This window comes from Ruegeria sp. BA2, assembly GCF_056539605.1.
This window is the reverse complement of record NZ_JBQFVE010000001.1, coordinates 916,087-938,302: the sequence shown is the minus strand read 5'-3', so window position 1 is coordinate 938,302 and position 22,216 is coordinate 916,087. Positions and strand designations below refer to the sequence as shown.

The 22,216-nt window shown below is 57.7% G+C and carries 25 protein-coding genes; 12 read left to right on the top strand and 13 right to left on the bottom strand.

The features are described from left to right. Positions 1–267: 267 nt before the first annotated feature. The 7 genes from ACR0NN_RS04670 to upp all read left to right on the top strand — a co-directional run bounded on the left by ACR0NN_RS04670 (position 268) and on the right by upp (position 6,576). Complete coding sequence (locus ACR0NN_RS04670) at positions 268–882, top strand: hypothetical protein (protein WP_170720128.1); 615 nt, start codon at positions 268–270, stop codon at positions 880–882. Next, positions 845–1,948: a cupin domain-containing protein gene (locus ACR0NN_RS04665; protein ID WP_170720125.1), complete on the top strand. Its 1,104-nt coding sequence runs from the start codon at positions 845–847 to the stop codon at positions 1,946–1,948. Before ACR0NN_RS04670 ends, ACR0NN_RS04665 begins: the two co-directional genes overlap by 38 nt. Positions 1,949–2,051: 103 nt before the next feature. Continuing rightward, the gene (locus ACR0NN_RS04660; RefSeq protein ID WP_170720122.1) at positions 2,052–2,444 is read left to right on the top strand and encodes a cytidine deaminase; all 393 of its coding nucleotides are present in this window, start codon (positions 2,052–2,054) and stop codon (positions 2,442–2,444) included. Positions 2,445–2,448: 4 nt separating this feature from the next. Further along, positions 2,449–3,756, top strand: a complete 1,308-nt coding sequence (locus ACR0NN_RS04655) for a thymidine phosphorylase (protein ID WP_170720218.1) — start codon at positions 2,449–2,451, stop codon at positions 3,754–3,756. After that, a complete protein-coding gene (locus ACR0NN_RS04650) occupies positions 3,753–4,964 on the top strand; it encodes a phosphopentomutase (protein ID WP_170720120.1) in 1,212 nt (403 codons plus the stop codon). Before ACR0NN_RS04655 ends, ACR0NN_RS04650 begins: the two co-directional genes overlap by 4 nt. After that, complete coding sequence (locus tag ACR0NN_RS04645; RefSeq protein WP_480683976.1) at positions 4,961–5,947, top strand: adenosine deaminase; 987 nt, start codon at positions 4,961–4,963, stop codon at positions 5,945–5,947. The genes ACR0NN_RS04650 and ACR0NN_RS04645 overlap by 4 nt, the downstream gene beginning before the upstream one ends. Then, on the top strand, positions 5,944–6,576 hold the full coding sequence (gene upp / locus ACR0NN_RS04640; RefSeq protein ID WP_170591381.1) for a uracil phosphoribosyltransferase: 633 nt from the start codon (positions 5,944–5,946) through the stop codon (positions 6,574–6,576). The genes ACR0NN_RS04645 and upp overlap by 4 nt, the downstream gene beginning before the upstream one ends. Positions 6,577–6,579: 3 nt before the next feature. Here the strand turns inward: upp and ACR0NN_RS04635 are convergent, their stop codons facing one another. Continuing rightward, a complete protein-coding gene (locus ACR0NN_RS04635; protein ID WP_170683174.1) occupies positions 6,580–7,593 on the bottom strand; it encodes a hypothetical protein in 1,014 nt (337 codons plus the stop codon). 148 nt (positions 7,594–7,741) lie between these two features. On the opposite strand from ACR0NN_RS04635, the gene ACR0NN_RS04630 reads away from it, so the two are divergent. Both ACR0NN_RS04630 and ACR0NN_RS04625 read left to right on the top strand, forming a co-directional pair. Then, positions 7,742–8,680 carry a DMT family transporter gene (locus tag ACR0NN_RS04630; protein WP_170720116.1) on the top strand — a complete coding sequence of 313 codons (939 nt, stop codon included), beginning with the start codon at positions 7,742–7,744 and terminating at the stop codon, positions 8,678–8,680. Positions 8,681–8,899: 219 nt separating this feature from the next. Beyond that, a complete protein-coding gene (locus ACR0NN_RS04625; protein ID WP_480683974.1) occupies positions 8,900–9,676 on the top strand; it encodes a Hint domain-containing protein in 777 nt (258 codons plus the stop codon). Between the two features lie 53 nt (positions 9,677–9,729). On the opposite strand, the gene ACR0NN_RS04620 is transcribed toward ACR0NN_RS04625, so the two are convergent. The 8 genes from ACR0NN_RS04620 to ACR0NN_RS04585 form a co-directional block, all read right to left on the bottom strand. After that, entirely contained in the window at positions 9,730–11,931 is a 2,202-nt protein-coding gene (locus ACR0NN_RS04620) for a 3-hydroxyacyl-CoA dehydrogenase NAD-binding domain-containing protein (RefSeq protein WP_170720113.1), read from the bottom strand. Further along, the gene (locus ACR0NN_RS04615; RefSeq protein ID WP_170720111.1) at positions 11,924–12,412 is read right to left on the bottom strand and encodes a cupin domain-containing protein; all 489 of its coding nucleotides are present in this window, start codon (positions 12,410–12,412) and stop codon (positions 11,924–11,926) included. Before ACR0NN_RS04615 ends, ACR0NN_RS04620 begins: the two co-directional genes overlap by 8 nt. Beyond that, positions 12,412–13,623: an acetyl-CoA C-acetyltransferase gene (locus tag ACR0NN_RS04610; RefSeq protein WP_170720109.1), complete on the bottom strand. Its 1,212-nt coding sequence runs from the start codon at positions 13,621–13,623 to the stop codon at positions 12,412–12,414. Before ACR0NN_RS04610 ends, ACR0NN_RS04615 begins: the two co-directional genes overlap by 1 nt. A 12-nt stretch (positions 13,624–13,635) precedes the next feature. After that, positions 13,636–14,274, bottom strand: a complete 639-nt coding sequence (locus ACR0NN_RS04605) for a glutathione S-transferase (RefSeq protein WP_170720107.1) — start codon at positions 14,272–14,274, stop codon at positions 13,636–13,638. 278 nt (positions 14,275–14,552) lie between these two features. After that, complete coding sequence (locus ACR0NN_RS04600) at positions 14,553–14,765, bottom strand: hypothetical protein (protein ID WP_037310407.1); 213 nt, start codon at positions 14,763–14,765, stop codon at positions 14,553–14,555. Positions 14,766–14,818: 53 nt separating this feature from the next. Further along, on the bottom strand, positions 14,819–16,600 hold the full coding sequence (locus ACR0NN_RS04595; RefSeq protein ID WP_170720105.1) for an acyl-CoA dehydrogenase C-terminal domain-containing protein: 1,782 nt from the start codon (positions 16,598–16,600) through the stop codon (positions 14,819–14,821). Positions 16,601–16,636: 36 nt separating this feature from the next. Beyond that, the gene (locus tag ACR0NN_RS04590; protein ID WP_039536426.1) at positions 16,637–17,038 is read right to left on the bottom strand and encodes a MerR family transcriptional regulator; all 402 of its coding nucleotides are present in this window, start codon (positions 17,036–17,038) and stop codon (positions 16,637–16,639) included. A 175-nt stretch (positions 17,039–17,213) separates the two neighbouring features. Next, entirely contained in the window at positions 17,214–17,582 is a 369-nt protein-coding gene (locus ACR0NN_RS04585; protein WP_170683166.1) for a MerR family transcriptional regulator, read from the bottom strand. Positions 17,583–17,699: 117 nt separating this feature from the next. Between ACR0NN_RS04585 and ACR0NN_RS04580 the strand changes: the two genes are divergently transcribed. The 3 genes from ACR0NN_RS04580 to ACR0NN_RS04570 are packed head-to-tail and all read left to right on the top strand — an operon-like array spanning position 17,700 to position 19,955. Further along, complete coding sequence (locus tag ACR0NN_RS04580; RefSeq protein WP_170683165.1) at positions 17,700–18,119, top strand: PaaI family thioesterase; 420 nt, start codon at positions 17,700–17,702, stop codon at positions 18,117–18,119. A 1-nt stretch (position 18,120) separates the two neighbouring features. Further along, positions 18,121–18,636 carry a PaaI family thioesterase gene (locus tag ACR0NN_RS04575; RefSeq protein WP_170720103.1) on the top strand — a complete coding sequence of 172 codons (516 nt, stop codon included), beginning with the start codon at positions 18,121–18,123 and terminating at the stop codon, positions 18,634–18,636. Positions 18,637–18,638: 2 nt separating this feature from the next. Continuing rightward, positions 18,639–19,955, top strand: a complete 1,317-nt coding sequence (locus ACR0NN_RS04570; RefSeq protein ID WP_170720214.1) for an MATE family efflux transporter — start codon at positions 18,639–18,641, stop codon at positions 19,953–19,955. Here ACR0NN_RS04570 and arsC read toward each other — a convergent pair. From arsC to ACR0NN_RS04550, 4 genes are read right to left on the bottom strand one after another with little or no spacing between them, the layout of a single operon-like run. Next, positions 19,952–20,293, bottom strand: coding sequence for an arsenate reductase (glutaredoxin) (gene arsC / locus ACR0NN_RS04565; RefSeq protein ID WP_170720101.1), 342 nt, complete (start codon positions 20,291–20,293; stop codon positions 19,952–19,954). The genes ACR0NN_RS04570 and arsC overlap by 4 nt on opposite strands. Further along, entirely contained in the window at positions 20,290–21,348 is a 1,059-nt protein-coding gene (locus tag ACR0NN_RS04560; RefSeq protein WP_170720098.1) for a quinone-dependent dihydroorotate dehydrogenase, read from the bottom strand. Before ACR0NN_RS04560 ends, arsC begins: the two co-directional genes overlap by 4 nt. Next, positions 21,345–21,776 (bottom strand): DUF1330 domain-containing protein, encoded by a 432-nt coding sequence (locus tag ACR0NN_RS04555; protein WP_170720093.1) that lies wholly within the window; start codon positions 21,774–21,776, stop codon positions 21,345–21,347. The genes ACR0NN_RS04560 and ACR0NN_RS04555 overlap by 4 nt, the downstream gene beginning before the upstream one ends. Then, the gene (locus tag ACR0NN_RS04550) at positions 21,773–22,111 is read right to left on the bottom strand and encodes a DUF952 domain-containing protein (RefSeq protein WP_170720091.1); all 339 of its coding nucleotides are present in this window, start codon (positions 22,109–22,111) and stop codon (positions 21,773–21,775) included. The genes ACR0NN_RS04555 and ACR0NN_RS04550 overlap by 4 nt, the downstream gene beginning before the upstream one ends. Positions 22,112–22,216: the final 105 nt, after the last annotated feature.

Genomic DNA, 22,216 nt, shown 5'->3' with positions numbered 1-22,216 from the left:
TTCAACTCCCTTCGAGAACTTGTTCAATGGTTAAGCCATTTCGCAAGGCTTGGCTACGCCAGGTCAGAAGGGTATTTGCCGGTATCTCACGAAATCGTTGGTTGTAACGTGTCATAAGATTTTTACATGCGCTAAAGCCGAATTTTCAGCCAAAGCATACAAGCGGTAATCATCACCATGGCCTACAAAAATGAAAGCCGAACACGGGCGGTTCGCTTAGGCTCCTCAACGCCATTTTGCATCAACAGCTTCTTGTTTCGTGCAACTATGGTTCTGATGATCTCGCTGTTATGCGCAATTGCCATCTGGCCCCTCCAGTTCTCTGCGTTCAACCACGAAGGTGGTTTGATCGAAACGATCTCGGCTGGGGCGTTGCTCTCGGCGGGTTTGACAGCACTGGTCCGGTTTCCGGGAATAACGCGGCTTTATATAGGCCTCGTCTGTCTGTTGCTGGCGGAGCGAGAGCTTGAGGCAGAAGTGTTCTCACCAGACAGCGTTGCGTATATGATCCTCAATGGGCTGGACATGCTTCTCGATACGACGATGGTGCGCGTGGCCTTGGTTGCAATTGTTGCCGGTGGTGTCATTTGGCACGGAATTCCCAGCGCATGGCGCGCATTCAGAGTCCGCGCGCCATTTCTACTGATATTTGTCATGGCTGGATTTGCCGCTGTTGTCGCGCAACTGCTTGAGGAAATCAGTGGGTTCTTTGGGGCAAGCCTTTCACACCTGATGATTGCGCGGTTGTTTGTATTGGAAGAAACGCTCGAGATGTACTTTTCGATTGGCATTTTGGCCGCCGTTCTGATCGGATGGCCAAAACCCCGTTCCGAAGAGACACAGAATGAACAGCAATCCCAGCCAGACCCAGACGCGCGCTGAAATCCGACTTCCGACGCAAGAGCTGCGCAACGATATTCCATTTTATACCAAGGTTCTGGGCATGCGGATGGACATGATCTATCCAGCAGATGATCCCCGCACTGCAGTGTTTTCAGGTCATGGTCTGCGAGTGCGGATCGAGAAAGACGCGCCCGAGGCAGCGGGCACTTTGTGCATTCTAACCTCGAACCCAGACGAGTTCGCAGATGGACAGCGCAGTCTGGTAGCCCCAAACGGTACCCGGATCGAGATTGACGAATTGGACCCACCGTTGGTCATGCCTGACACGGTGCATTCTTACGTGGTGCGCAGGCTCAAGGATCAAGCGCCGTGGATCATTGGGCGGGCGGGCATGCATTATCGAGACCTTGTGCCGGATCGGTTGGGCGGGTCGATCATCGCCAGCCATATCCGTATCCCTGACGGCGGTCCGGTACCGGATATGGTGCATTTTCACAAAGTGGGGTTTCAGCTCATCTTTTGCATCCATGGCTGGGTCGATGTGGTTTACGAGGATCAGGGCGACAAGATGCGCCTGACGGCAGGCGATTGCTTTATCCAGCCACCCGAAATACGCCACCGCGTTCTGGAAGCCTCGGATAATGTGCAGGTGATCGAAATTGGCGTACCAGCCGAGCATGTCACCGAGATTGATCATGAGATGGAATTGCCAACGCCTCATTACCGTCCGGATCGGGAATGGGACGGGCAGCGGTTCGTTTACAACCAGGCGAAAGTTGCCGACTGGGTGCCATTCCGTTTGCCTGGTTACATCTGCCGCGACACGACGATTGCCGAGAATACCAAAGGTGTGGCGGGCGTTCAGGTCGTGCGCCGAGGCGAGGGGAGCCCGCAATGGGCCAGCCATGACACTGACATACACTTTACCTTTGTGATGAATGGTGAGGTAACGCTTGAAGGTGAAGGGCGCGAGCCCTATCGGCTGGAGCAGGGGGATGCTTTCGTTATCCCGCCGGGGATGCGAACCCGGCTGTCGGATCCCTCAGCGGACATTGAGCTGCTTGAGGTGACTTTGCCTGGGACCTTCAACACAACGCTGGGTTAGGGCAAAGAAGACGCTGATAAAGGCGCTGGGGGGCTTCAAATCCTCCGACGCTTTCCATTAGGGTATGATATTCTGACCAGATGATCAAAAATTGGGATTCGCCATGTATTTGAAAGATGCAGCTTTGGCCGTTCGGGAAAACGCCCACGCGCCGTATTCAAATTTCAAGGTTGGGGCGGCGATCCAGTCTGGTTCGGGCGTGGTCTATCGCGGCTGCAACGTTGAGAACGTGGCCTACCCCGAGGGCACCTGTGCCGAAGCTGGCGCGATTGCAGCAATGGTTGCTGCCGGTGAAACGGAACTGACCGAGGTTTACGTGGTTGCCAGCAGCCCGCAACCGGTACCGCCATGTGGCGGGTGCCGACAAAAACTGGCCGAGTTCGGCAAGGGCGATGTGGTCGTCACCATGGCGACGGTTGATGGAGTTGAAACCAAGACCACAATCGCCGATCTGTTGCCCGGCGCATTCGACGCTTCGCATATGGAGGATGTCTAACCGCATGGATGCGCGCTCGATCATCGCCAAGCTTCGCCGCCAAGAGGTGCCGACTGGTGTCGAACTGCACTGGTTTGCTCAGGGCCTCGCCGACGGCGGCGTTAGTGACGCACAGGCCGGTGCCTTTGCAATGGCTGTCTGCATGGTTGGACTGGGTGCCCAGGGGCGGGCAGATCTGACCGTTGCCATGCGCGACAGCGGCGAGGTGCTGACTTGGGATCTGGACGGGCCTGTGGTCGACAAACACTCGACCGGCGGCGTGGGCGATTGCGTCAGCCTGTTGCTGGCACCTGCATTGGCCGAGTGCGGCGCTTACGTGCCGATGATCTCGGGGCGCGGCCTTGGTCATACCGGCGGCACGCTGGACAAGCTGGAGGCTATACCGGGTGTTGCCACTCAGATCGGGCAGGCGCGGCTGACGCAAGTGCTGAAAGAAACGGGGGCGGCCATTGTGGGTGCAACCGGTCAGATCGCACCAGCGGACAAGCGTCTGTATGCAGTGCGCGATGTGACGGCGACGGTGGAAAGCCTCGATCTGATTACGGCATCGATCCTGTCCAAGAAGCTGGCGGCCAGTCCGGATGCGCTGGTGCTGGACGTCAAGGTGGGCAGCGGGGCGTTCATGAAAACGCTCGAGGACGCGCGCAAGTTAGCCCAAGCCTTGACCGAGACAGCAAATGCCGCTGGCTGCAGGACATCCGCTGTGATCACCGATATGAGCCAGCCCCTTGCGTCGGCGCTGGGCAATGCGCTGGAAGTGGCCGAGGTGATGAAGGCACTGACCAGCGGGCAGGGGTCACCGCTGGCAGAGATTTCTGCCGAGTTGGGTGGTGTTCTGATGGCGGATGCTGGAATGTGTGCAACCGCAGATGAGGGGCAAGCCAAGATCGCCGAGGTGATCCGCGATGGCCGCGCCGCCGAACGGTTCGGTCGCATGATGGCCGCTGTCGGTGGCCCGGTCCATTTCGTTGACACTTGGGCGCGCTTTTTGCCCGAGGCCAATGTCATTCAAGAGGTGCACGCCCCTCAAGATGGTTACGTCTCTGCCATCAATGGCGAAGCGCTGGGCCTAACGGTCGTGGCGCTGGGTGGCGGACGTCAGGTCGAAAGCGACGAGATTGATCCGGCGGTCGGTTTGTCGGGCATTCTGCGGCTCGGCGACAAGGTGGCCAAAGGTGCCCCGCTGGCGGTTGTCCATGCGGGCCGCGAAGACGCAGCTCAGCAGGCTGCGGCGTCGGTTTTGAGCGCAATTACCCTAAGCGATACGCTGGTCGCCCAACCGCCGCAGGTTCACGAAAGGATCAGCCCATGAGCCGCGCGTTCCTTGTGGTGATGGACTCGGTCGGTATCGGCGGCGCGCCGGATGCGGATCAGTTCTTCAACGGGACAAAACCCGATACGGGTGCGAATACGGTAGCCCATATTGCGCAGGCATGTTCCGAGGGGCGCGCGGAAGAAGGGCGAACCGGATCATTAAATCTGCCCAATCTGGATGCCTTGGGGCTGGGTGCAGCGACCCGTTTGGCCGCAGGCGCGCCGACGCCGGGGCTAGAGGCTGCGCCCACTGGTCTTTGGGGCTGTGCGCGTGAACATTCACCCGGCAAGGATACTCCTTCGGGCCATTGGGAATTGGCAGGCTTGCCGGTGCCCTGGGATTGGCATTATTTCCCGGACTCCCAACCAGCGTTTCCCGAAAGCCTTAGTCTAGCCGCTGCCGAAGCAGCGGGAACCGAAGGCATCTTAGGCAATTGCCACGCCTCGGGCACGGCAATCATTGCTGAACTTGGGGCCGAGCATATGCAGAGCGGCTGGCCGATCTGCTACACTTCGGCAGACAGCGTGTTCCAGATTGCCGCGCACGAAGACAGCTTTGGGCTCGATCGCTTGCTGGACATGTGCCGCACCCTTGCGCCCCACCTGCACGAGATGAAGGTGGGTCGGGTTATCGCCCGGCCTTTTGTCGGCACGCCCGAAACTGGTTTTACCCGTACAACCAACCGCAAGGACTTTGCCATCCTACCACCTGCACCCGTCCTGACGAATTGGGCGCAGGATGCCGGTCGCCGTGTGCATGCGGTGGGAAAGATTGGCGATATCTTCTCGATGCAAGGGATCGACACGCTGCACAAGGGCTCGGATGCAGAGTTGATGCGTCACCTGTCGCAACTCGTCGATGAGGCGGAAGAGGGCAGCTTGACCTTTGCCAACTTTGTTGAGTTCGACAGCCTATATGGTCATCGTCGTGACATTAGCGGCTATGCCCGCGCGCTGGAGTGGTTCGATCGTGAGATTGGGGTGATCCTGCAAGAGCTTCGCCCCGGTGATTTGTTGCTTCTAACCGCAGACCATGGCAACGACCCAAGCTGGAGCGGCACTGATCACACACGTGAACAAGTGCCAGTGCTGATCGCAGGGCAAGGAACGGGCGAGATTGGTTCGGTGAACTTTGCCGACATTGCGGCCAGCATTGCACACCATCTGAATATACCGGCGCAAGGGCCGGGAAGGAACTTTCTATGACCGTCGCCGACCTACCGAAGATCGAGTTGCATTTGCACCATGAAGGGGCTGCGCCGCCCGACTTCATTCGCCAGCTTGCCCATGAAAAGCGCGTGGACCTCAGCGGGATATTCAAGCCCGATGGCTCATATGACTTTCGCGACTTTGCCCACTTCCTCAGCGTGTATGAGGCTGCCTCAGAGGTATTGAAATCACCCGAGGATTTTCGCCGCCTGACGTTGGCAATTCTGGAAGAAAGCGCTGCGAATGGAGTGGTGTATTCGGAAACCTTCCTAAGCCCGGATTTCTGCGGTGGCGGCGATTTGCATGCCTGGAAGGATTATCTGACCGCCATTCAGGACGCCGCGGATGAGGCTGAGCGTAAATTCGGGATTACACTTCGCGGTGTCGTAACCTGCGTGCGCCATTTCGGGCCCGAGCAATCCAAGCGCAGTGCCTATTGCGCGGCCGAAACCGCGGGGAACTGGATCACTGGCTTTGGCATGGGCGGTAACGAAGCCATCGGTAAGCAAGGCGATTTCAAATGGGCCTTTGATTGCGCGCGTGAGGCAGGTTTGAAACTGACGACCCATGCGGGAGAGTTTGGCGGCCCCGAAAGCGTGCGCGATGCCATCCGCGATCTGGACGTTGAGCGCATCGGTCACGGCGTTCGCTCCATTGAAGACCCCGACCTAGTGCACGAACTTGTCGACCGGGACATCACACTTGAGGTCTGTCCGGGCTCGAATGTGGTGCTGGGCCTGTTTCCCGATTTCGCAGCCCATCCAATCGCGAAGCTGTGCGATGCGGGGGTGAAGGTCACGGTATCCACCGACGACCCGCCGTTTTTCCATACCACCATGCGGCGCGAATATGAGATGTTAGGCGCAGCGTTTGGCTGGCAGGCTGAAGACTTTGCAGCCCTCAATGAAACGGCCCTGAACGCGGCCTTTTGCGATGAAGAGACCCGCGCAAGGGTCAAGAAAAGACTGGAGATATCATGAGCGATCACCTGACCGTCGTCGACCACCCGCTGGTGCAGCACAAACTGACGCTCATGCGAGACAAGGGAACCTCGACCGCTGTGTTCCGGCAACTGCTGCGCGAGATTACGCTGCTGCTGGCCTATGAGGTCACCCGCGAGATGCCGCTGACCACGCGCCACATCGAAACCCCGATGGAAGAGATGGACGCGCCGATTCTGGCGGGCAAGAAACTGGCGCTGGTCTCTATCCTGCGGGCCGGGAACGGGATGCTGGACGGGGTTCTGGAACTGATCCCTTCGGCGCGCGTCGGCTTTGTCGGGCTTTACCGGGACGAAGAGACGCTGAAACCAGTGCAGTACTATTTCAAAGCGCCCGAAGGGCTGAAGGATCGACTGGTCATCGCTGTTGATCCGATGCTGGCCACCGGCAACAGCTCGGCAGCAGCGATCGATCTGCTGAAAGAGCAGGGGGCGAGCGATATTCGTTTTCTCTGCCTTCTGGCCGCCCCGGAAGGGGTCGCGCGCATGAAAGAGGCGCATCCGGATGTGAAAATAGTCACGGCGGCATTGGATCGCGAGTTGAACTCAAAGGGCTACATCATGCCAGGTCTCGGTGATGCCGGGGATCGGATGTTTGGCACCAAATAGGCGCTATTGTCCGCAGATATTCTGCAGCCGGACCCAATCGCGGTCCGGTAATACCTGCTCTAACGTGCGCCCTGCCATCGGGTCGGCTTCGATCAATCCCAGAACAGACTCGCCCGTGATATCAAGCGCGTAAGCGTAAGGTGTCGAGGGCAGCGCTGCCTGAGCAAAGATCGCCAACAGCACGTCATCGCTCAGTTCTGGCGGTCGGGTGGCCAGGACCAGTTCGGTATAGGTATCCACGATCTCGGGCGTCAATTCCCCGGTGGTCAACAATCGAAAGGCGGCACTTGGGCCTGTCCGGTCCAACAGATCGTCCAACGGTGCCTGCTGCGTTGCGCGTGCGCGCGCAGCGATCACATATCCTGCTGCAACGGCAGGATCTTCGTAATCCTCGACTAAGGCGCGATTCAGCAAGACGGTTCCGCCCGGCAGGCTCAGGCTGTCTGGCAGTCCGGCCGGAAGGATCACGATTTGCCGAACACCTGTGCGGCGCGCGAGCCGGTCCAACGATTCCTGTGCGTCAGGTGACGAACACGCCTTGCCTGAGACGCGCTCGATCCGCTGGAGTATTGCATCGCCAATCTCTTGTCGCTTGACCTCTGGCACCACAGAAACAACGTGGTGCTGCAATGCGCTGGGCAGCCAGAGCAAAAGAACCGCCAAAACCGCAAGTACGACCCCTGCAACGCTGAGCCAGCGCAGGCGACCCGGATGCGGTCTGGCGCGTTCGATCGCGCGCTGCAGCCGGTCAATCGCTTCGATCATCGTGGTCTCAGATTCCGCAAGCTCCAGCGTTTCGCCTGGATCACCGTCCGGATTGAACACAGCTGGGTAGGATCCGGGGTTTTGCCTCTCTAACGCCGCCAGCGACCAGTGGGTAAGCGCGCTATCGTTGAAATCCGAGATAGTCAGCGTAGCTTCACCAATTGAAACCACAACCTCGCGCCGCTGCTCATCGGGCGAAGGGCGCCACAGACCGGTGGCCTCAATCCGCTGGTACTGTTTCAGTGCGGTCATCGGGTAATGCTGCTCGAATATTATTTTGTCCCAAGCTTAGCATGGCGAAAAGCTGCGGCGCAAACCTGTTGCGCTTGGATTATGAATTGTGCTGAGTGGGCCGGGCCAAGATTATCTCGGCGCGTGTATTTCGAAGGCAGAGGCGCGAATGCAGTCACAACCACAAACCCAGTCGGTGATGGCGTCTTTGCTGATGGTGGCGTCGATGGCCATTATCGGGGTCATCGACAATTTTGTGATCCGCGTGGCAGAAAGCATCGGGCTCTGGCAGCTTCACCTGAGTCGCTCTTTGCTGATGCTGCCACTGATCGTGGTACTTTCGATTTTGGGCCTTGGGACGCTCAGGCCGCAACGGTATGGCATCGTGGCCGTGCGCAGCGTTCTGATCACTCTGGCGATGCTTTTCTATTTCAGTGCGTTGGCATTGATGCCGATTGCGCAGGCGCTGGCAGGATTGTTTACATCGCCGATCTTTGTGCTGCTGATCTCGGCCCTATTACTGAAACAACGCATCGGGCCTTGGCGGATTACTGCTGTCATTCTGGGCTTTTCGGGAATTCTCTGTGTTCTCCAACCAGACCCGACAGCGTTTGACCTCAAGACACTACTGCCGGTCGCTGGCGGTTTCTTCTATGCGCTCAGCGCGGTGGTAACCCGCACACACTGCGCCAATGAAAGCACCGTTGCGCTGCTGGCGGCGATGGTTGTCACGCTGGGGATTGCAGGGGCGATTGGATTGATCTGGTTGGCCCTGTTCCCGATTGGCGCACCAGACGGGCCCGATGGGTTCGCAATGCGCGGTTTGGTCTGGCCGATGCAAGAAGCGTTGCCTTGGGTTGCGGTACAGGCGGTGGGCTCGACGATCGCCGTATTCATGCTGATCAAGGCGTATCAATTGGGTGAGCCATCTTACGTCGCCGTCTTCGAATACTCGGTCATGATCTTTGGGCCACTCTTTGCTTGGATCGTATTTGCGCAGACCTTGGGGCCGATGCAGATCATCGGAATAGGCATGATCGCATCGGCCGGAGCGCTTTTGGGTTGGCGTGAAAGCCGAGTGAGCCGGGTGCCACATACCGCAGAATGATCTCGGCGTAGATTCGTATCCTTATTCCGATCATACGGTGCATTATCGTTTCCGGTTTGTGGCAAAAGCCCTGAATAGATATAGCTTTGTTTGCCGATATTCGCTGTTTTGAAGCGAAATAGGGCGAAATTGGCCCTAAATGTGGCAGAACTAAGTCTTCCTGAGTCACAACATTAAGACCTTCTGAGTTGTTTGAAGGTGCCAACAGGGGGAAGGCACGTGTTAGAGTTAGTGAGTGTTTCGGGGTATTCGAAACGTGACGTCGAAGGCCCGCAGGGCTTTGCAGGAATGACTGCGTCAGCGCGGCGTGGGGGATTGCTGCACGGTACGAAAGTATCCACAACAGGGGGCTGGAAGCGGGTCGAAAGACTGGTTGCAGGTGATCTGGTGCGAACACTGGATCACGGGTTCCAAAAAATAAGGCGCGTATGTGTGGACCGAATCGTGGTGCCGGGAGACGAACGCAGGTCCGAGCATCTGCCGGTTTTGGTTCCGTCTCGTGCAGCATATAACGGGCGTCCTGTCTGGCTTATGCCAGAACAGGGGATGGCGTTGGACCAAGGCAAACTGGGTGTTGGCATCGAGGGGACATCTATCATCCCCGCGCGAATGCTAAGCGGGATAGGGCGTCTGGAATCCAGCACACCCGCGCAATCATTCGATGTCACGTCTTTGTTCTTTGACGAGGATGAACTGGTCTTCATCGAAGGCGGCTTTCAAGCATATTGCCCATCTGGCCGAATGAATGTCGGGTCCAGCCGGAATTCAGAACTATATCAAGTCGCAGATGCCGAACACGCCGATCTGCTGATTGAGGCTGTTGCCACCAAAGGGGATATCTCGGCTTTGGCCAATCCGTTGGCCGCCTTGCCTGCGCCAATTCCGCAAGAGCCGATCTTTCCAATTCGACCTGCGATAGGGGTGCGGCGACCGGGGCGTCCGGGGCGGCCTACCATGCCTGCGTTGTTTTTGCGGCCGGAATGGCAGTTACACTAACAATCAAAATATCAGACGCAGGCGCATGAATTCATGCGCCTGCTTTGTTTTGTTCAGGCGGCCTGTGCTTCGGGATTGAAGCGGCCATAGAAACTCTGACCCTTTTTAGCCATCTCACGCAGCAGCGGCGGGCAGGTGAAGCGCTCGCCATAGGCCTCGGCCAGTTGGTCGCAACGTTCGGCGGCGTAGGGCGTGCCAATGATATCCAGCCAGCTGAGCGGGCCACCGGACCAAGGGGCAAAACCCCAACCAAGAATTGCACCCACATCGCCTTCGCGGATGTCTTCCAGAACACCTTCTTCTAACGCACGAACTGCTTCCAGGACTTGTGCGAACATCAGACGTTCCTGCACCTCGATCAGGTCGGGCTGTTCTTCGGCCATCGGATATTTGTCCTGCAGCCCTTTCCAATATTCGACGCGCTTGCCTTTGTCGTCATAATCGAAGAACCCGGCATTGGCTTTGCGGCCGAGACGCCCCTGTTCTTCCATCCAGAAGATCAGATCGTCGCCCGGATTTTCCGGATAGGCGTTGCCCATTGCAGCCTTGGTGGCGCGGGCAATCTTGGCCCCCAGATCAATCGAAGTCTCGTCGTTCAATTGGATCGGACCCACCGGGAAGCCCAACTGGCGCGCGGCATTGTCAATCAGCACGGGGCTGACGCCTTCGGTGATCATCCGCAAACCTTCGTTGATGTAAGGGATGATACAGCGGTTGGCGTAGAAGAACCGCGCATCGTTCACTACAATCGGCGTCTTCTTGATCTGGCGAACGTAGTCCAGAGCCTTGGCCACCGCACGATCTCCGGTTTCCTTGCCCTTGATGATCTCGACCAGGAACATCTTCTCAACTGGTGAGAAGAAGTGGATACCGATGAATTGATCGGGGCGTATACTTGCCTTGGCCAGGTCGGTAATCGGCAGGGTCGAGGTGTTCGAGGCAAAGATACAATCCTCAGGGATGATCGTCTCGACCTTTTTGGTCATCTCGGCCTTCACACCCGGGTCTTCGAATACCGCTTCGATGATCAGATCGCAGCCTTTGAGGTGATCCAGATCGGGGGTCGCCGTGATCTGGCCCAGCATGGCCTCTTTCTTCTCGGCCGTGACCTTGCCACGTTTGATGCCTTTGTCCAGATAGGCCTCGGAATAGGCTTTGCCCTTGTCGGCTGCCTCTTGATCCCGGTCGATCAGCACAACTTCCATTCCGGACTGTGCCGAGACCAGAGCGATACCAGCCCCCATCATACCTGCGCCCAGAACGCCGACCTTCTTGACCCGCTGATCGGGCACATCCTTGGGCCGCACCGCGCCTTTCTCCAACGCTTCCTTGTTCAGGAACAGCGACCGGATCATGGCTGACGAGGACGGGTTCATCAGGACATTGGTGAACCAGCGCGCCTCAATCTTCAGCGAAGTGTCGAAATCGACCAGAGCACCTTCGTAGATTGAGCTCAGCAAAGCCTTGGCTGCCGGGAAGGCACCCTGGGTCTTGCCGTTGACCATCGCGCTTGCACCGACGAATGTCATGAACCCTGCAGGGTGATACGGCGCGCCGCCGGGCATTTTATAACCCTTGGCGTCCCACGGTTTTACAAGATCAGCATCCTTGGCATTCAGAACCCAGTCCTTGGCCGCAGCAACCGGATCATCCGCGATGTCGTCGATCAGCTGCGCGCCTTTGGCTTTTTTCGGTTCCATCATCTTGCCTTCCAGCAAGACCGGAGCCGCCGCCATTGCACCAACCATACGGCTGTAGCGCATAGTGCCGCCGCCACCGGGGAAGATACCCAGCAGAATCTCGGGCAGGCCGATCTTGGCCTTTGCGTTCGAGGTCATCACACGGTGATGGCAGGCCAATGCAAGCTCGGTCCCGATCCCGGCGCAGGTGCCGTTGATGGCGCAGGCCACTGGCTTGCCGCCTTTCTTGGACTTGGGGTCCATGCCTGCCAGTTCCAGCCGGCGCAGGATGTTGTGGCCGGTCATGACGAAATCGAACAGTGCCTGCGCGGGTTGGTCGCCAGCTTCCTGACGGATCGTTGCAAGTGTGCTCAGATCCATGCCGCCCGCGAATGAGCCTTCCTTGCCGCTGGTGATGACGATGCCCTTGATCTCGTCATCCGCAAGCGCTTGGTCGATCAATTCGCCAACCAGAGTCAGCGCTTCGCGTGACAAGACGTTCATGGATTTGCCCGGAACGTCCCATGTGATGAAGGCAACGCCGTCTGCGTCTTTGCTCAGCGTGAAATCAGTCATTGTCATCTCCAATCTGGTCAGCCGTCAGCGGGCTGCCATCCTTGCGGGTAAAGCGAAAGTCGTCGCCCTCAAACTTCACCATCATGTCTATGTCGCTGTAATAGCCAGTCTCTGTCGGGGTCCGTGTGCCCACCACTAGAAATGTCGCGGGCCCATCGGTCTTGTTCACAAGGTGGTGGCCGTTGGCCTCACCGGCGGGCCAAGCCGCACAGTCACCCGGCAGCATTTCATGCTCGCCATCATCATCGATCAGCACGCATTTACCGCTGAGCATGATCGCAAACTCGTCCTGCTCCATGTGGTAGTGGCGCAGCGAGGACAGGCCATTGGGTTCCAGCCGCACGATATTGACGCCGAACTGGGTCAAACCATTCGGATCACCGAGACGCTGCACATAGCGTTCATCGCCTGCGCGCGCCAGTTTTCCGGGATAGCCCGACCCGTTCTGAAAGGGTAGTTTGGACAGATCAATCTTGGGCATCAGACACGCTCGATAATAGTTGCCGCACCCATGCCGGACGCGATGCAGAGTGTGGCCAGACCGGTTTCCTTGTCCTGGCGCTCTAGCTCATCCAGCAGCGTGCCGATGATCATCGCACCGGTTGCACCTAGCGGGTGACCCATAGCGATTGAGCCGCCGTTGACGTTGACCAGTTCCGGGTCGACATCAAACGCCTGTTGGAAGCGCAGCACGACCGAGGCAAAGGCTTCGTTTACTTCAAACAGGTCCAGATCACCGATCTTCATGCCGTTATCGGCCAGGATCTTCTCGGTCACCGGAACCGGGCCGGTCAGCATGATGGTCGGGTCGGTGCCGATCTTGGCAGTCGCCTTGATACGGGCGCGCGGCTTCAGGCCGTATTTCTCACCAAACTCCTTGTTGCCGATCAGAACAGCCGCCGCCCCGTCCACAATGCCCGAGCTGTTGCCCGCGTGGTGGATGTGGTTGATCCGCTCAAGATGCGGGTATTTGATCATCGCCACCTTGTCGAACCCCGGCATCTGTTCACCCATCATCTGGAATGACGGGTTCAGCGCGCCAAGGCTCTGCATATCTGTTCCGGGGCGCATATATTCGTCGCGGTCCAGAATGGTCAGGCCGTTCTGATCTTTGATTGTGATGACCGATTTCTCGAACCGGTTGTCCTCCCACGCCGCTGCAGCGCGTTTCTGAGATTCAACGGCCAGCGCATCCGCGTCATCGCGGCTGAAACCATATTCGGTCGCGATAATATCTGCCGAGATACCCTGCGGCACAAAATAGGTCTCCATCGCGAGCGAGGGATCAACCGCAATTGCCGCACCGTCGCTGCCCATGGCCACGCGGCCCATCATCTCCACGCCACCCGCGATATAGGCTTCACCTGCGCCGCCCTTCACCTGGTTAGCCGCTAGATTTACCGCTTCCATACCCGAGGCACAAAACCGGTTGATCGCAAGACCGGGAATCGATTCATCCAGATCCGAGGCCAGAACCGCCGAGCGTGCCAGACAGCCACCTTGCTCCATCACTTGTGTGACGTTTCCCCAGATCACGTCTTCAACGGCGTGGCCTTCCAGATTGTTGCGTTCTTTCATCGCGTTGAGGGTCAGTGCGGACAGGCGCACCGACGTTACTTCGTGCAGGCTGCCATCCTTGCGGCCCTTGCCGCGCGGCGTGCGCAGGGCGTCATAGATATAGGCTTCGGTCATGGGGTCTTCTCCTTAAGCTCGATCCGACGGGTTGCCGGGCATCAGGTCATAGGGGTGTTTCCAGCCGGGCTGTTCGCTGAGACGCGTCAACCAGGCGTCAATGTTGGGCCAGTCGGCGCGATCAAAGCCGAAGGGTTCTGGGTAATAGAGATAGCCACAGCAGCTGATATCAGCATTTGTTACCTCGTCGCCAACGATCCAATCACGGCCATCAAGATGAGCATTCAGCGTCTGATAGGCTGCTTTCAACCGGCCTTGATTGAACGCAATCACATCCGGGTTGCGGTGCTGTTCCGGCAGGAAGTTGATCAGAAATCGGGTCAGTCCGGCCATCGAGCTAAGCTTGTGATTGTCCCATAGAACCCAGCGGAAGATGTCATAGTTCTCATCACGATCCTTGCCGCCGAATTTGCCTGATTTTTCGGTCACATAGGCCTGAATTGCGCCGGATTGGCTGGTGCGGAAATCCCCGTCCACCATGACCGGTGCTTCGCCCATCTCATTGACCTCGGCGCGGAATTCGGGTGTGCGGGTTTGGCCGTTGAAGAAGTCTACAAATACAGGCTCCCACTCCAGCCCGGACATTTCCAGCGCCAGCGCGGCTTTATATGAATTCCCGCTTTCTCCGAAGCAATGAAGCTTAATGGTCATATGATCGCCCCTCCCGTGGCGCGTGTGGTTAGGTCGGTATTTGAGTATTTGTGAAAAGATGAAGAGGCGATGTTTACCATTGATCAACCTTGATCTGTTCTTTTGATTTTGCGGTACAGGCTGGAGAGCCGATGACTGCAAAAGGTGAAGTCGTCCCTGTCCTGATGGCGAGCGCGCCCGGTGGCAGGGGCGCATCTCATCTTCATCTTTTCAAAAATACTCCCGCCGGAGGCATCCGTGCTCAAAACCCGCGATGCCGGTTGAATTGTCTCTCAAGCTCACCGCTTGCGTGCCTCAAGTTCGGAGTTGAAGATGCGCAGCCTATGCGTCAGGTTTTCCTCGTCGATAACGCTGTTGAAATTCTCGAAGAGGAACGACAAAGCCTCACCTTCATCCAATCCTGCCTCTCGCGCGAAACCGCGGAGCTTACGGTAGCCGTCCTCGGTCATGGCGACGGGAAATCGGCGGGTCAGGCGAAAGCGTTTTGGCATCTTGTTTCCTCCAACCGTGGGCTCGGATTGCAAAGCCCGAGCCCACACTGAGATCAGAAGTTCGCCGCGTCCAGCGCCATTACCGTGTCCGCTCCGGTTTGGATGCGGGCCAAATGCATGGCGGTCGCGGGTAGGCGACGAGCCATGTAGAAGCGACCGGTGTTGATCTTGGTCTCGTAGAATTCTTTGTCCGAGGCCCCACCATCTAACGCGTCTTGAGCGGCCTTCGCCATCTGCGCCCACATCAGGCCCAGGCAGACATGGCCGAACATGTGCATAAAGTCATATGACCCGGACAGAGCGTTGTTCGGATTCTTCATTCCTTCCTGCATAAAATACATACCTGCGGCCTGCAGATCCTTGGACGCAGCTTTCAGTGGTTCAATGAAGGCTTTGTCATAGGCCTCGTTCTGGCCTGCGTTTTCCTTGCAGAAGGTTTTGACCATCTCGAAGAACGCCATGACATGCTTACCGCCGTCCTGCGCCAGTTTCCGACCCACAAGGTCCAGTGCCTGAACGCCGTTTGCCCCTTCGTAGATCATCGCGATACGGGCATCGCGGGTGTATTGCGACATGCCCCATTCTTCGATGTAGCCATGACCGCCATAGACTTGCTGCGCCTGAACGGTCATGTCGTAGCCTTCGTCCGTCAGGAAGCCCTTGATAACTGGTGTCAGCAGCGAGATCAGCCCGTCCGCATCCTTGTCACCCGAGCGGTGCGCCTTGTCGATCATGGTCGCGCCCCACAGGATGAACGCACGTGCGCCCTCGGTGAAGCTTTTCTGATCCATCAGACTGCGGCGGATGTCCGGGTGAACGATCAGCGGATCGGCCGGGCCATCCGGGTTCTTCACACCTGTTACGTCGCGGCCCTGCAAGCGGTCCTTGGCATATTCCAGAGCGTTCTGAAACGCGGCCTCGGCCTGAGATAGGCCCTGCATACCGACACCCAGACGCGCTTCGTTCATCATGGTGAACATGGCGCGCATGCCTTTGTGTTCTTCGCCCAGCAGCCAGCCGGTCGCCTCGTCATAGTTCATGACGCAGGTCGAGTTGCCGTGGATGCCCATCTTCTCTTCGATCTTACCGACTGAGACGCCGTTGCGCTCGCCCAGAGACCCGTCTTCGTTGACGATGAACTTGGGCACGATGAACAGCGATACGCCCTTGATGCCCTCGGGGCCGCCTGGGATTTTGGCCAGAACCAAGTGGATGATGTTGTCAGCCATGTCGTGATCGCCAGCCGAAATAAAGATCTTCTGGCCGGAAATCTTGTAGCTGCCGTCGCCCTGTGGTTCCGCTTTGGTGCGCATCAGGCCCAGATCGGTACCGCAATGCGGTTCGGTCAGGTTCATGGTGCCGGTCCATTCGCAGCTGACCATGTTGGGCAGGTATGTGTTCTTCTGCTCGTCAGTGCCGTGCGCCAGAATGGCCGAAGCCGCGCCGTGGGTCAGGCCCTGATACATCACAAACGCCTGGTTGGCGCCCGAGAACATCTCGCCCACCGCAGTACCCATCACGTAAGGCATGTTCTGGCCGCCATACTCTTCCGGCATGTCGAGGCCAGTCCAGCCGCCTTCTTTCATCTGCTCGAAGGCATCTTTGAAACCAGTAGGGGTGTACACAATCCCGTTTTCCAATCGACACCCTTCGGTGTCACCAACCACGTTCAGCGGGTGCAGTACGTTGGTGGCAACTTTGCCGGCCTCTTCCAGAACTGCGCCGGTAAACTCGGCTTCCAGTTCGTCATAGCCGGGAATGTCCGACTGCGAGACTTTCAGAACGTCATGCAGGATGAACTGCGTGTCTTTGGTTGGCGCGGTGTAGACGGGCATGTGAAGCTCCCTTAATTCAAATGTCCGGAGGCGGGTTTATTCGGCCGCCTTCTTTTCTTGTTTCATAGAAGCGATAACTTTTTCGCCCCAGCGCAGCTGCTCTTTCAACTCGTCAATGGCCTGCGTTAACTCTTCGCGACGCGATTCCATGTCAGCAAGGCGCTCGCACGCGATTTCATAAGTGCGAGACATCTGGGTCAGCTGTTGGTCGCCCACATGGTATAGGTCCAAAAGCTGGCGGATTTCTTCGAGGCTGAAGCCAAAGCGCTTGCCGCGTAGGATCAGCTTCAGGCGTGCGCGATCCCGTTTGGTAAACAGGCGCTTTTGGCCTTCGCGGATCGGAAACAAAAGCTCTTTGGCCTCGTAGAACCGCAAAGTGCGGGGCGTGACATCATATGTCTCGCACATCTCGCGGATGGTCAGCAGATCTTCGGTCATTGTTCAAAACTCTCATCACTGGCGTCATGCAATCTGAGTTGCGCAGTCGATAAGCGTTTTACAACACACAAGTGACGTTTACGTAATGCGGACGCTGCGTCACAAATAAGTTGACGTAACATCCGGTCGCGTAAATAGGGGTTTTCGCAATTTTGTTGCCGCTGGGGAAGGCAGTTTACTTCAGCAGTTTGACTGTCTGGTCACGTAATTGCTGCAACGCGTCCATCGCCTCATCCAATTGTGCGCGTTGCTGGCGCAGCTCTTCCATCTGGCGGTCCGCCATTTCGATGAACGTCGCCATCTGCGCTTGATTGCCTTGATCCTCGTATATCAACAACCACTGGCGAATCTCTTCGAGAGGAAATCCAAACTTGCGACCCCGCATGATCAGCTTCATCCGAGCGCATTCACGAGCCCCGTAAAACCGCGACCGACCTTCGCGGTCGGGCTGCAGCAATTCGATATACTCATAGTAACGCAGGGTGCGCGGGGTCACATCAAACTCGGCGCACATCTCTTTGAATGACAAACGGGTGTCGGACATTCCGGGTCTCCTCGGCTGCAACCTAGGGCGTCGTTGCGGCAAGCGCAACAGGCAGGCTTGCCCTTGGCACAAACGCGGGCCCATAAAGGGGCAGGTACAAAGACAGGACCCAACCCCATGGTTGATAAGACAGTTTTAGCGCGGCAATTCATCGAGGCGATTCCACATGCGAAAGCTTTGGGGCTGGAACTGACCCAAATCGGAGAGGGTGAGGCTGAAATTTCGATGCCCTACAATGAGCAGCTGATAGGTGACCCCAGAACCGGAGTGATCCATGGCGGCGCGGTTTCGGCGATGCTTGATACCTGCTGTGGTGCTGCGGTGATGAGCCATCCCTCGGCACCCGGCGCCACGGCGACCATCGATCTGCGCATTGACTACATGCGGGCTGCGACGCCGGGGCAAAGCATCCGGACCCGTGCGACTTGCTATCACATCACGCGCAACGTGGCCTTTGTTCGTGCTACGGCGACGGATGATGACAGCGATCGGCCTGTTGCGACCGCCTCGGGCGCATTCACCGTGGAGGGGAGCTGAGATGGCACGACCTCGTCCTGAGCCTATGCAGATTGTCAAACAACGCCGCGATGCCGCTTTGACTGCGTTAGTTGAAGGTGTGCCGTATATTCGGTTCCTCCACATCACGTTCGACCGGCGTGGGGATGAGCTGACTGGGGTTCTGAATTTCGATGAAAAGCTGATCGGCAACCCCTTCCTTCCCGCCATCCACGGCGGCGTGACAGCAGCTTTTCTGGAAGTCACCGCCGTCATCACGCTGAGTTGGGAACATATGTTTCCAAGAATCGAAAGCGGAGAGACCGGTGCTGAAGATATTTTGACCGACGAGAGTATCCGTTTCCCCAAGACAATCGATTTTACCGTCGATTACCTGCGCTCGGGCTTGCCACGCGACGCATATGCGCGCGCATTCATCAACCGCTCGGGTCGGCGCTATGCCTCGGTCCGGGTTGAGGCCTGGCAAGACAATCACGCCAAACTGTTTGCGCAAGGCACCGGACATTTCCTGATGCCGCAACCTCCGATCAAGCCGTGAGTTTGGAGGACGCCAACGCGCCCATAACGCATCGGCGCGTTCTGAAGATCGCTGTACCGATCGTGTTGTCGAACGCCACCGTGCCGATCCTTGGGGCAGTCGATACCGGAGTCGTCGGCCAGATGGGGCAGGCAGCCCCCATCGGAGCGGTGGGGATGGGTGCGGTAATCCTGTCGGCGATCTATTGGATTTTTGGCTTTCTGCGGATGGGAACCACCGGGCTGGCCGCTCAGGCACGCGGCGCGGGTGATACGGCTGAAACCGGAGCCTTGCTGATGCGAGGATTGCTGTTGGGCGGATCAGCGGGCCTGATCTTTATCGCAACGCAAGTCTGGGTCTTTCTTGGGGTCTTTGCGCTTTCGCCAGCCAGCGCCGAAGTCGAGTCGTTGACTCGCGCCTATTTGGAAATTCGTATCTGGGGTGCTCCGGCCACGATTGCCCTTTATGCGGTGACGGGATGGCTGATTGCCGTCGAACGCACACGCGGCGTGTTCGTTCTGCAAATCTGGATGAACGGGCTGAATATCGTATTGGATCTATGGTTTGTGCTGGGTCTTGGATGGGGCGTCGAAGGCGTCGCCATCGCGACTCTGATCGCAGAATGGACGGGCTTAGCGTTGGGTCTTTGGCTTTGCAGCGACGCGTTTGGAGGCAAACAATGGCGGGATTGGCCGCGAATATTTGATCCAACACGTTTGCGTCGGATGATGCAGGTAAACGGGGATATAATGGTACGCTCGGTCCTGCTGACCGGGGCCTTCACTACTTTTCTGTTTGTAGGGTCTGATCTGGGTGACGTGAATTTGGCGGCCAATCAGGTGCTTTTACAGTTTTTGGAAATCACAGCCTTTGCATTGGATGGTTTTGCTTTTTCTGCCGAGGCGCTGGTTGGCGGTGCCGTTGGTGCGCGGGATCGGCAAAAAGTCAGGCGCGCGTCGGTGATGGCTTCGCAATGGGGCGTAGGTGGGGCGGTCGGGCTTGGGCTCGTGTTCTATCTGGTCGGTCCTGCGCTGATTGACCTAATGTCAACATCACCCGAGGTGCGCATGACTGCGCGAGAATACTTGTTTTGGGCCGCGTTAGCCCCGGTTATCGGGGTCGCAAGCTGGATGTTCGACGGTATTTATATCGGCGCGACCTGGACGCGGGCCATGCGCAACGCGATGATCCAGTCGGTCGCGATCTATGTGGTGGCCCTGTTCGTATTGGTGCCGAGCATGGGTAATCACGGCCTTTGGGCCGCGCTGATGGTGTTGAACATCACGCGCGGTGTCACGCTGGGCTGGCGCTATCTAAAACTCGAGGCGCAGGTCGTTTAAAGTAAATCCAGCAGGTTTTCCGGCGGGCGTCCAATCGCTGCTTTGTCGCCTGCGATGGCCAAGGGACGTTCGATCAGGATTGGGTGATCGGCCATGGCCTGGATCAGTACGTCATCGGGTGATGTTTTGGTCAGACCCAACTCTTTGAACGTCTTCTCACCGGTCCGCATCATAGCGATCGCCGGAATACCCAGCTTGGCCAGCACAGCACGGACTTCGTCAGCCTTAGGCGCATCTTCGAGATATTTGCGAATATCAGGCTGAACGCCGTTTTCCTGCAGCAACGCCAGCCCGGTACGGGATTTGGAGCAGCGTGGATTGTGCCAGTACTCGATCATAACCAGTCCTCTCTTTTGCTGCCCACGGCTTCTGCGACCGAAGCGAAACCATCTCGCGCCAACAATGCGTCCAGACCTGTTGGGATTTCAGCGGCAAGTGAGATGCCGCCATAGACCATCGCCGTGTAGAACTGCACTGCCGAAGCGCCGGCGCAGATTTTGGCATAGGCTTGTTCGGCAGTGCTGACGCCGCCAACCCCGATCAATGGGATGTCTTCGCCGATCAACTGGCTTAGCTGTGCCAGCACTCGGGTCGATTTCTCGAACAATGGTGCGCCGGATAAACCACCGGCCTGATCCTTGTGCGTGCTGTTCAAGCCGTCGCGGGACAGGGTGGTGTTTGTGGCGATCACTGCGTCCACGCCGGTTTCGCGGGCGACCTCGGCGATGTCCCGCAATTCCGCCTCAGTCAGATCCGGTGCGATCTTCAGGAAGATGGGAATTGGACGGGGCAGAGCGTTTCGGGTTTCGATCGCACCGTTCAGCAATGCAGTTAACGCCGATTTGCCTTGCAGGTCACGCAGTTTTTCGGTGTTGGGTGATGAGACATTGACCGTGGCAAAATCCAAATGCGCGGCACAATGGGCGAGCACTTCGGCAAAGTCTCCGGGCCGGTCGTCACTGTCTTTGTTTGCGCCAAGGTTCAACCCGATCACCGCGTCCTTGGGGCGGTGGGCGAGACGCCCGGCCATGACCTCCATCCCTTCGTTGTTGAACCCGAAGCGGTTGATCGCAGCGCGATCTTCGGTCAGGCGAAACAGGCGCGGCTTTGGATTGCCGGGTTGCGGGCGGGGCGTAACGGCACCGACTTCGATGAACCCAAACCCTGCGCGCGAGAGCGGGCCCAAGGCCTCACCGTTCTTGTCGAACCCTGCAGCGAGGCCGACAGGGTTGGGCAAATCCAGACCTGCGACTTTTGTTTTCAAACGATCCGATGTGACCGGCCCCGGTGTCGGGGCAAGGCCCGAGGTCAGAGCCTTGATCGAAAGCCTATGTGCGGTTTCAGGATCAAGGCGGTGCAATGCGGCCAGCCCCAGTTTCTCGGTCAGTTTCATCCGAAGGAATCCCCACCTTCTGTTGGCGCGCAGCGGATCAAGCGCGAGGTTTCAACGGCGGCCTGTCGGTGTATGACCGCAGCGCGATAGATTGGGTCAGTCACCATTTCCAGAAATGCGTGAGCAGTGGGATAGCGGGCAATGAACACTTCATCCCAAGCTTCATCCTGCGGACCGATCAGAGTTGTCTGAAAAGTGCCGCGCCAAAGGATCGACGCACCGATACGGGCGACTATGGGCGTGGTCTCGGACCCATAGTTGTGATAGGCCTGCGCGCCGGTAAGTCCGGCATCGGCCAATGGGTGATCGGAAGGATACTGAGCCGCTCTACGAAACTTTACCAGATTGAGCATCTCGATCGGATGATCCCGGTCGAAGGTCTTGAACGCTTCAAATTGGTCACGCTCGGGATCGACGTAACGGGTCATTTCATCTCCGCCGGGAACAGGTGGACCGTCCCATCGAAGGGCAGATCCTTAGACCAGAGCACGTCAGACATGCGAATCTGGCGGTAGAGATGAGGGAAGAGCGCACCACCACGCGAGACCTCCCATTTCAGGTCATCTCCCATCGCGTCTGCGTCACAAGCCAGCAAGGTAAGCCCTTCGACACCAGAAAAATGTTTGGCGGCTGTCTCGGCTGCTTGTTCGGCGGTTGAGAAGTGGACGAACCCGTCGCTTACATCAATCGGCGCACCGTTCGTGGCACCGTTTGCCTGCAATTTGGCCCATTCATCGGCCCGGAATATCTTGTAAATCAGCATATCGGTCTGATGCCCCGCGCGGACGATGGAATCAAGCCGGATTTCCCCCTTTGACTCTTTGCGATGCACGGCGCACGATCACCGCAATCAACGATAGGGAGTAAT

Excerpts from the sequence above, each read along its gene's own strand:
- ACR0NN_RS04670 (WP_170720128.1), top strand. The coding sequence starts at position 268 with ATGGTTCTGATGATCTCGCTGTTATGCGCAATTGCCATCTGGCCCCTC.
- ACR0NN_RS04665 (WP_170720125.1), top strand. The coding sequence starts at position 845 with ATGAACAGCAATCCCAGCCAGACCCAGACGCGCGCTGAAATCCGACTT.
- ACR0NN_RS04660 (WP_170720122.1), top strand. The coding sequence starts at position 2,052 with ATGTATTTGAAAGATGCAGCTTTGGCCGTTCGGGAAAACGCCCACGCG.
- ACR0NN_RS04655 (WP_170720218.1), top strand. The coding sequence starts at position 2,449 with ATGGATGCGCGCTCGATCATCGCCAAGCTTCGCCGCCAAGAGGTGCCG.
- ACR0NN_RS04650 (WP_170720120.1), top strand. The coding sequence starts at position 3,753 with ATGAGCCGCGCGTTCCTTGTGGTGATGGACTCGGTCGGTATCGGCGGC.
- ACR0NN_RS04645 (WP_480683976.1), top strand. The coding sequence starts at position 4,961 with ATGACCGTCGCCGACCTACCGAAGATCGAGTTGCATTTGCACCATGAA.
- upp (WP_170591381.1), top strand. The coding sequence starts at position 5,944 with ATGAGCGATCACCTGACCGTCGTCGACCACCCGCTGGTGCAGCACAAA.
- ACR0NN_RS04635 (WP_170683174.1), bottom strand. The coding sequence starts at position 7,593 with ATGACCGCACTGAAACAGTACCAGCGGATTGAGGCCACCGGTCTGTGG.
- ACR0NN_RS04630 (WP_170720116.1), top strand. The coding sequence starts at position 7,742 with ATGCAGTCACAACCACAAACCCAGTCGGTGATGGCGTCTTTGCTGATG.
- ACR0NN_RS04620 (WP_170720113.1), bottom strand. The coding sequence starts at position 11,931 with ATGACTGATTTCACGCTGAGCAAAGACGCAGACGGCGTTGCCTTCATC.
- ACR0NN_RS04615 (WP_170720111.1), bottom strand. The coding sequence starts at position 12,412 with ATGCCCAAGATTGATCTGTCCAAACTACCCTTTCAGAACGGGTCGGGC.
- ACR0NN_RS04610 (WP_170720109.1), bottom strand. The coding sequence starts at position 13,623 with ATGACCGAAGCCTATATCTATGACGCCCTGCGCACGCCGCGCGGCAAG.
- ACR0NN_RS04605 (WP_170720107.1), bottom strand. The coding sequence starts at position 14,274 with ATGACCATTAAGCTTCATTGCTTCGGAGAAAGCGGGAATTCATATAAA.
- ACR0NN_RS04600 (WP_037310407.1), bottom strand. The coding sequence starts at position 14,765 with ATGCCAAAACGCTTTCGCCTGACCCGCCGATTTCCCGTCGCCATGACC.
- ACR0NN_RS04595 (WP_170720105.1), bottom strand. The coding sequence starts at position 16,600 with ATGCCCGTCTACACCGCGCCAACCAAAGACACGCAGTTCATCCTGCAT.
- ACR0NN_RS04590 (WP_039536426.1), bottom strand. The coding sequence starts at position 17,038 with ATGACCGAAGATCTGCTGACCATCCGCGAGATGTGCGAGACATATGAT.
- ACR0NN_RS04585 (WP_170683166.1), bottom strand. The coding sequence starts at position 17,582 with ATGTCCGACACCCGTTTGTCATTCAAAGAGATGTGCGCCGAGTTTGAT.
- ACR0NN_RS04580 (WP_170683165.1), top strand. The coding sequence starts at position 17,700 with ATGGTTGATAAGACAGTTTTAGCGCGGCAATTCATCGAGGCGATTCCA.
- ACR0NN_RS04575 (WP_170720103.1), top strand. The coding sequence starts at position 18,121 with ATGGCACGACCTCGTCCTGAGCCTATGCAGATTGTCAAACAACGCCGC.
- arsC (WP_170720101.1), bottom strand. The coding sequence starts at position 20,293 with ATGATCGAGTACTGGCACAATCCACGCTGCTCCAAATCCCGTACCGGG.
- ACR0NN_RS04560 (WP_170720098.1), bottom strand. The coding sequence starts at position 21,348 with ATGAAACTGACCGAGAAACTGGGGCTGGCCGCATTGCACCGCCTTGAT.
- ACR0NN_RS04555 (WP_170720093.1), bottom strand. The coding sequence starts at position 21,776 with ATGACCCGTTACGTCGATCCCGAGCGTGACCAATTTGAAGCGTTCAAG.
- ACR0NN_RS04550 (WP_170720091.1), bottom strand. The coding sequence starts at position 22,111 with ATGCTGATTTACAAGATATTCCGGGCCGATGAATGGGCCAAATTGCAG.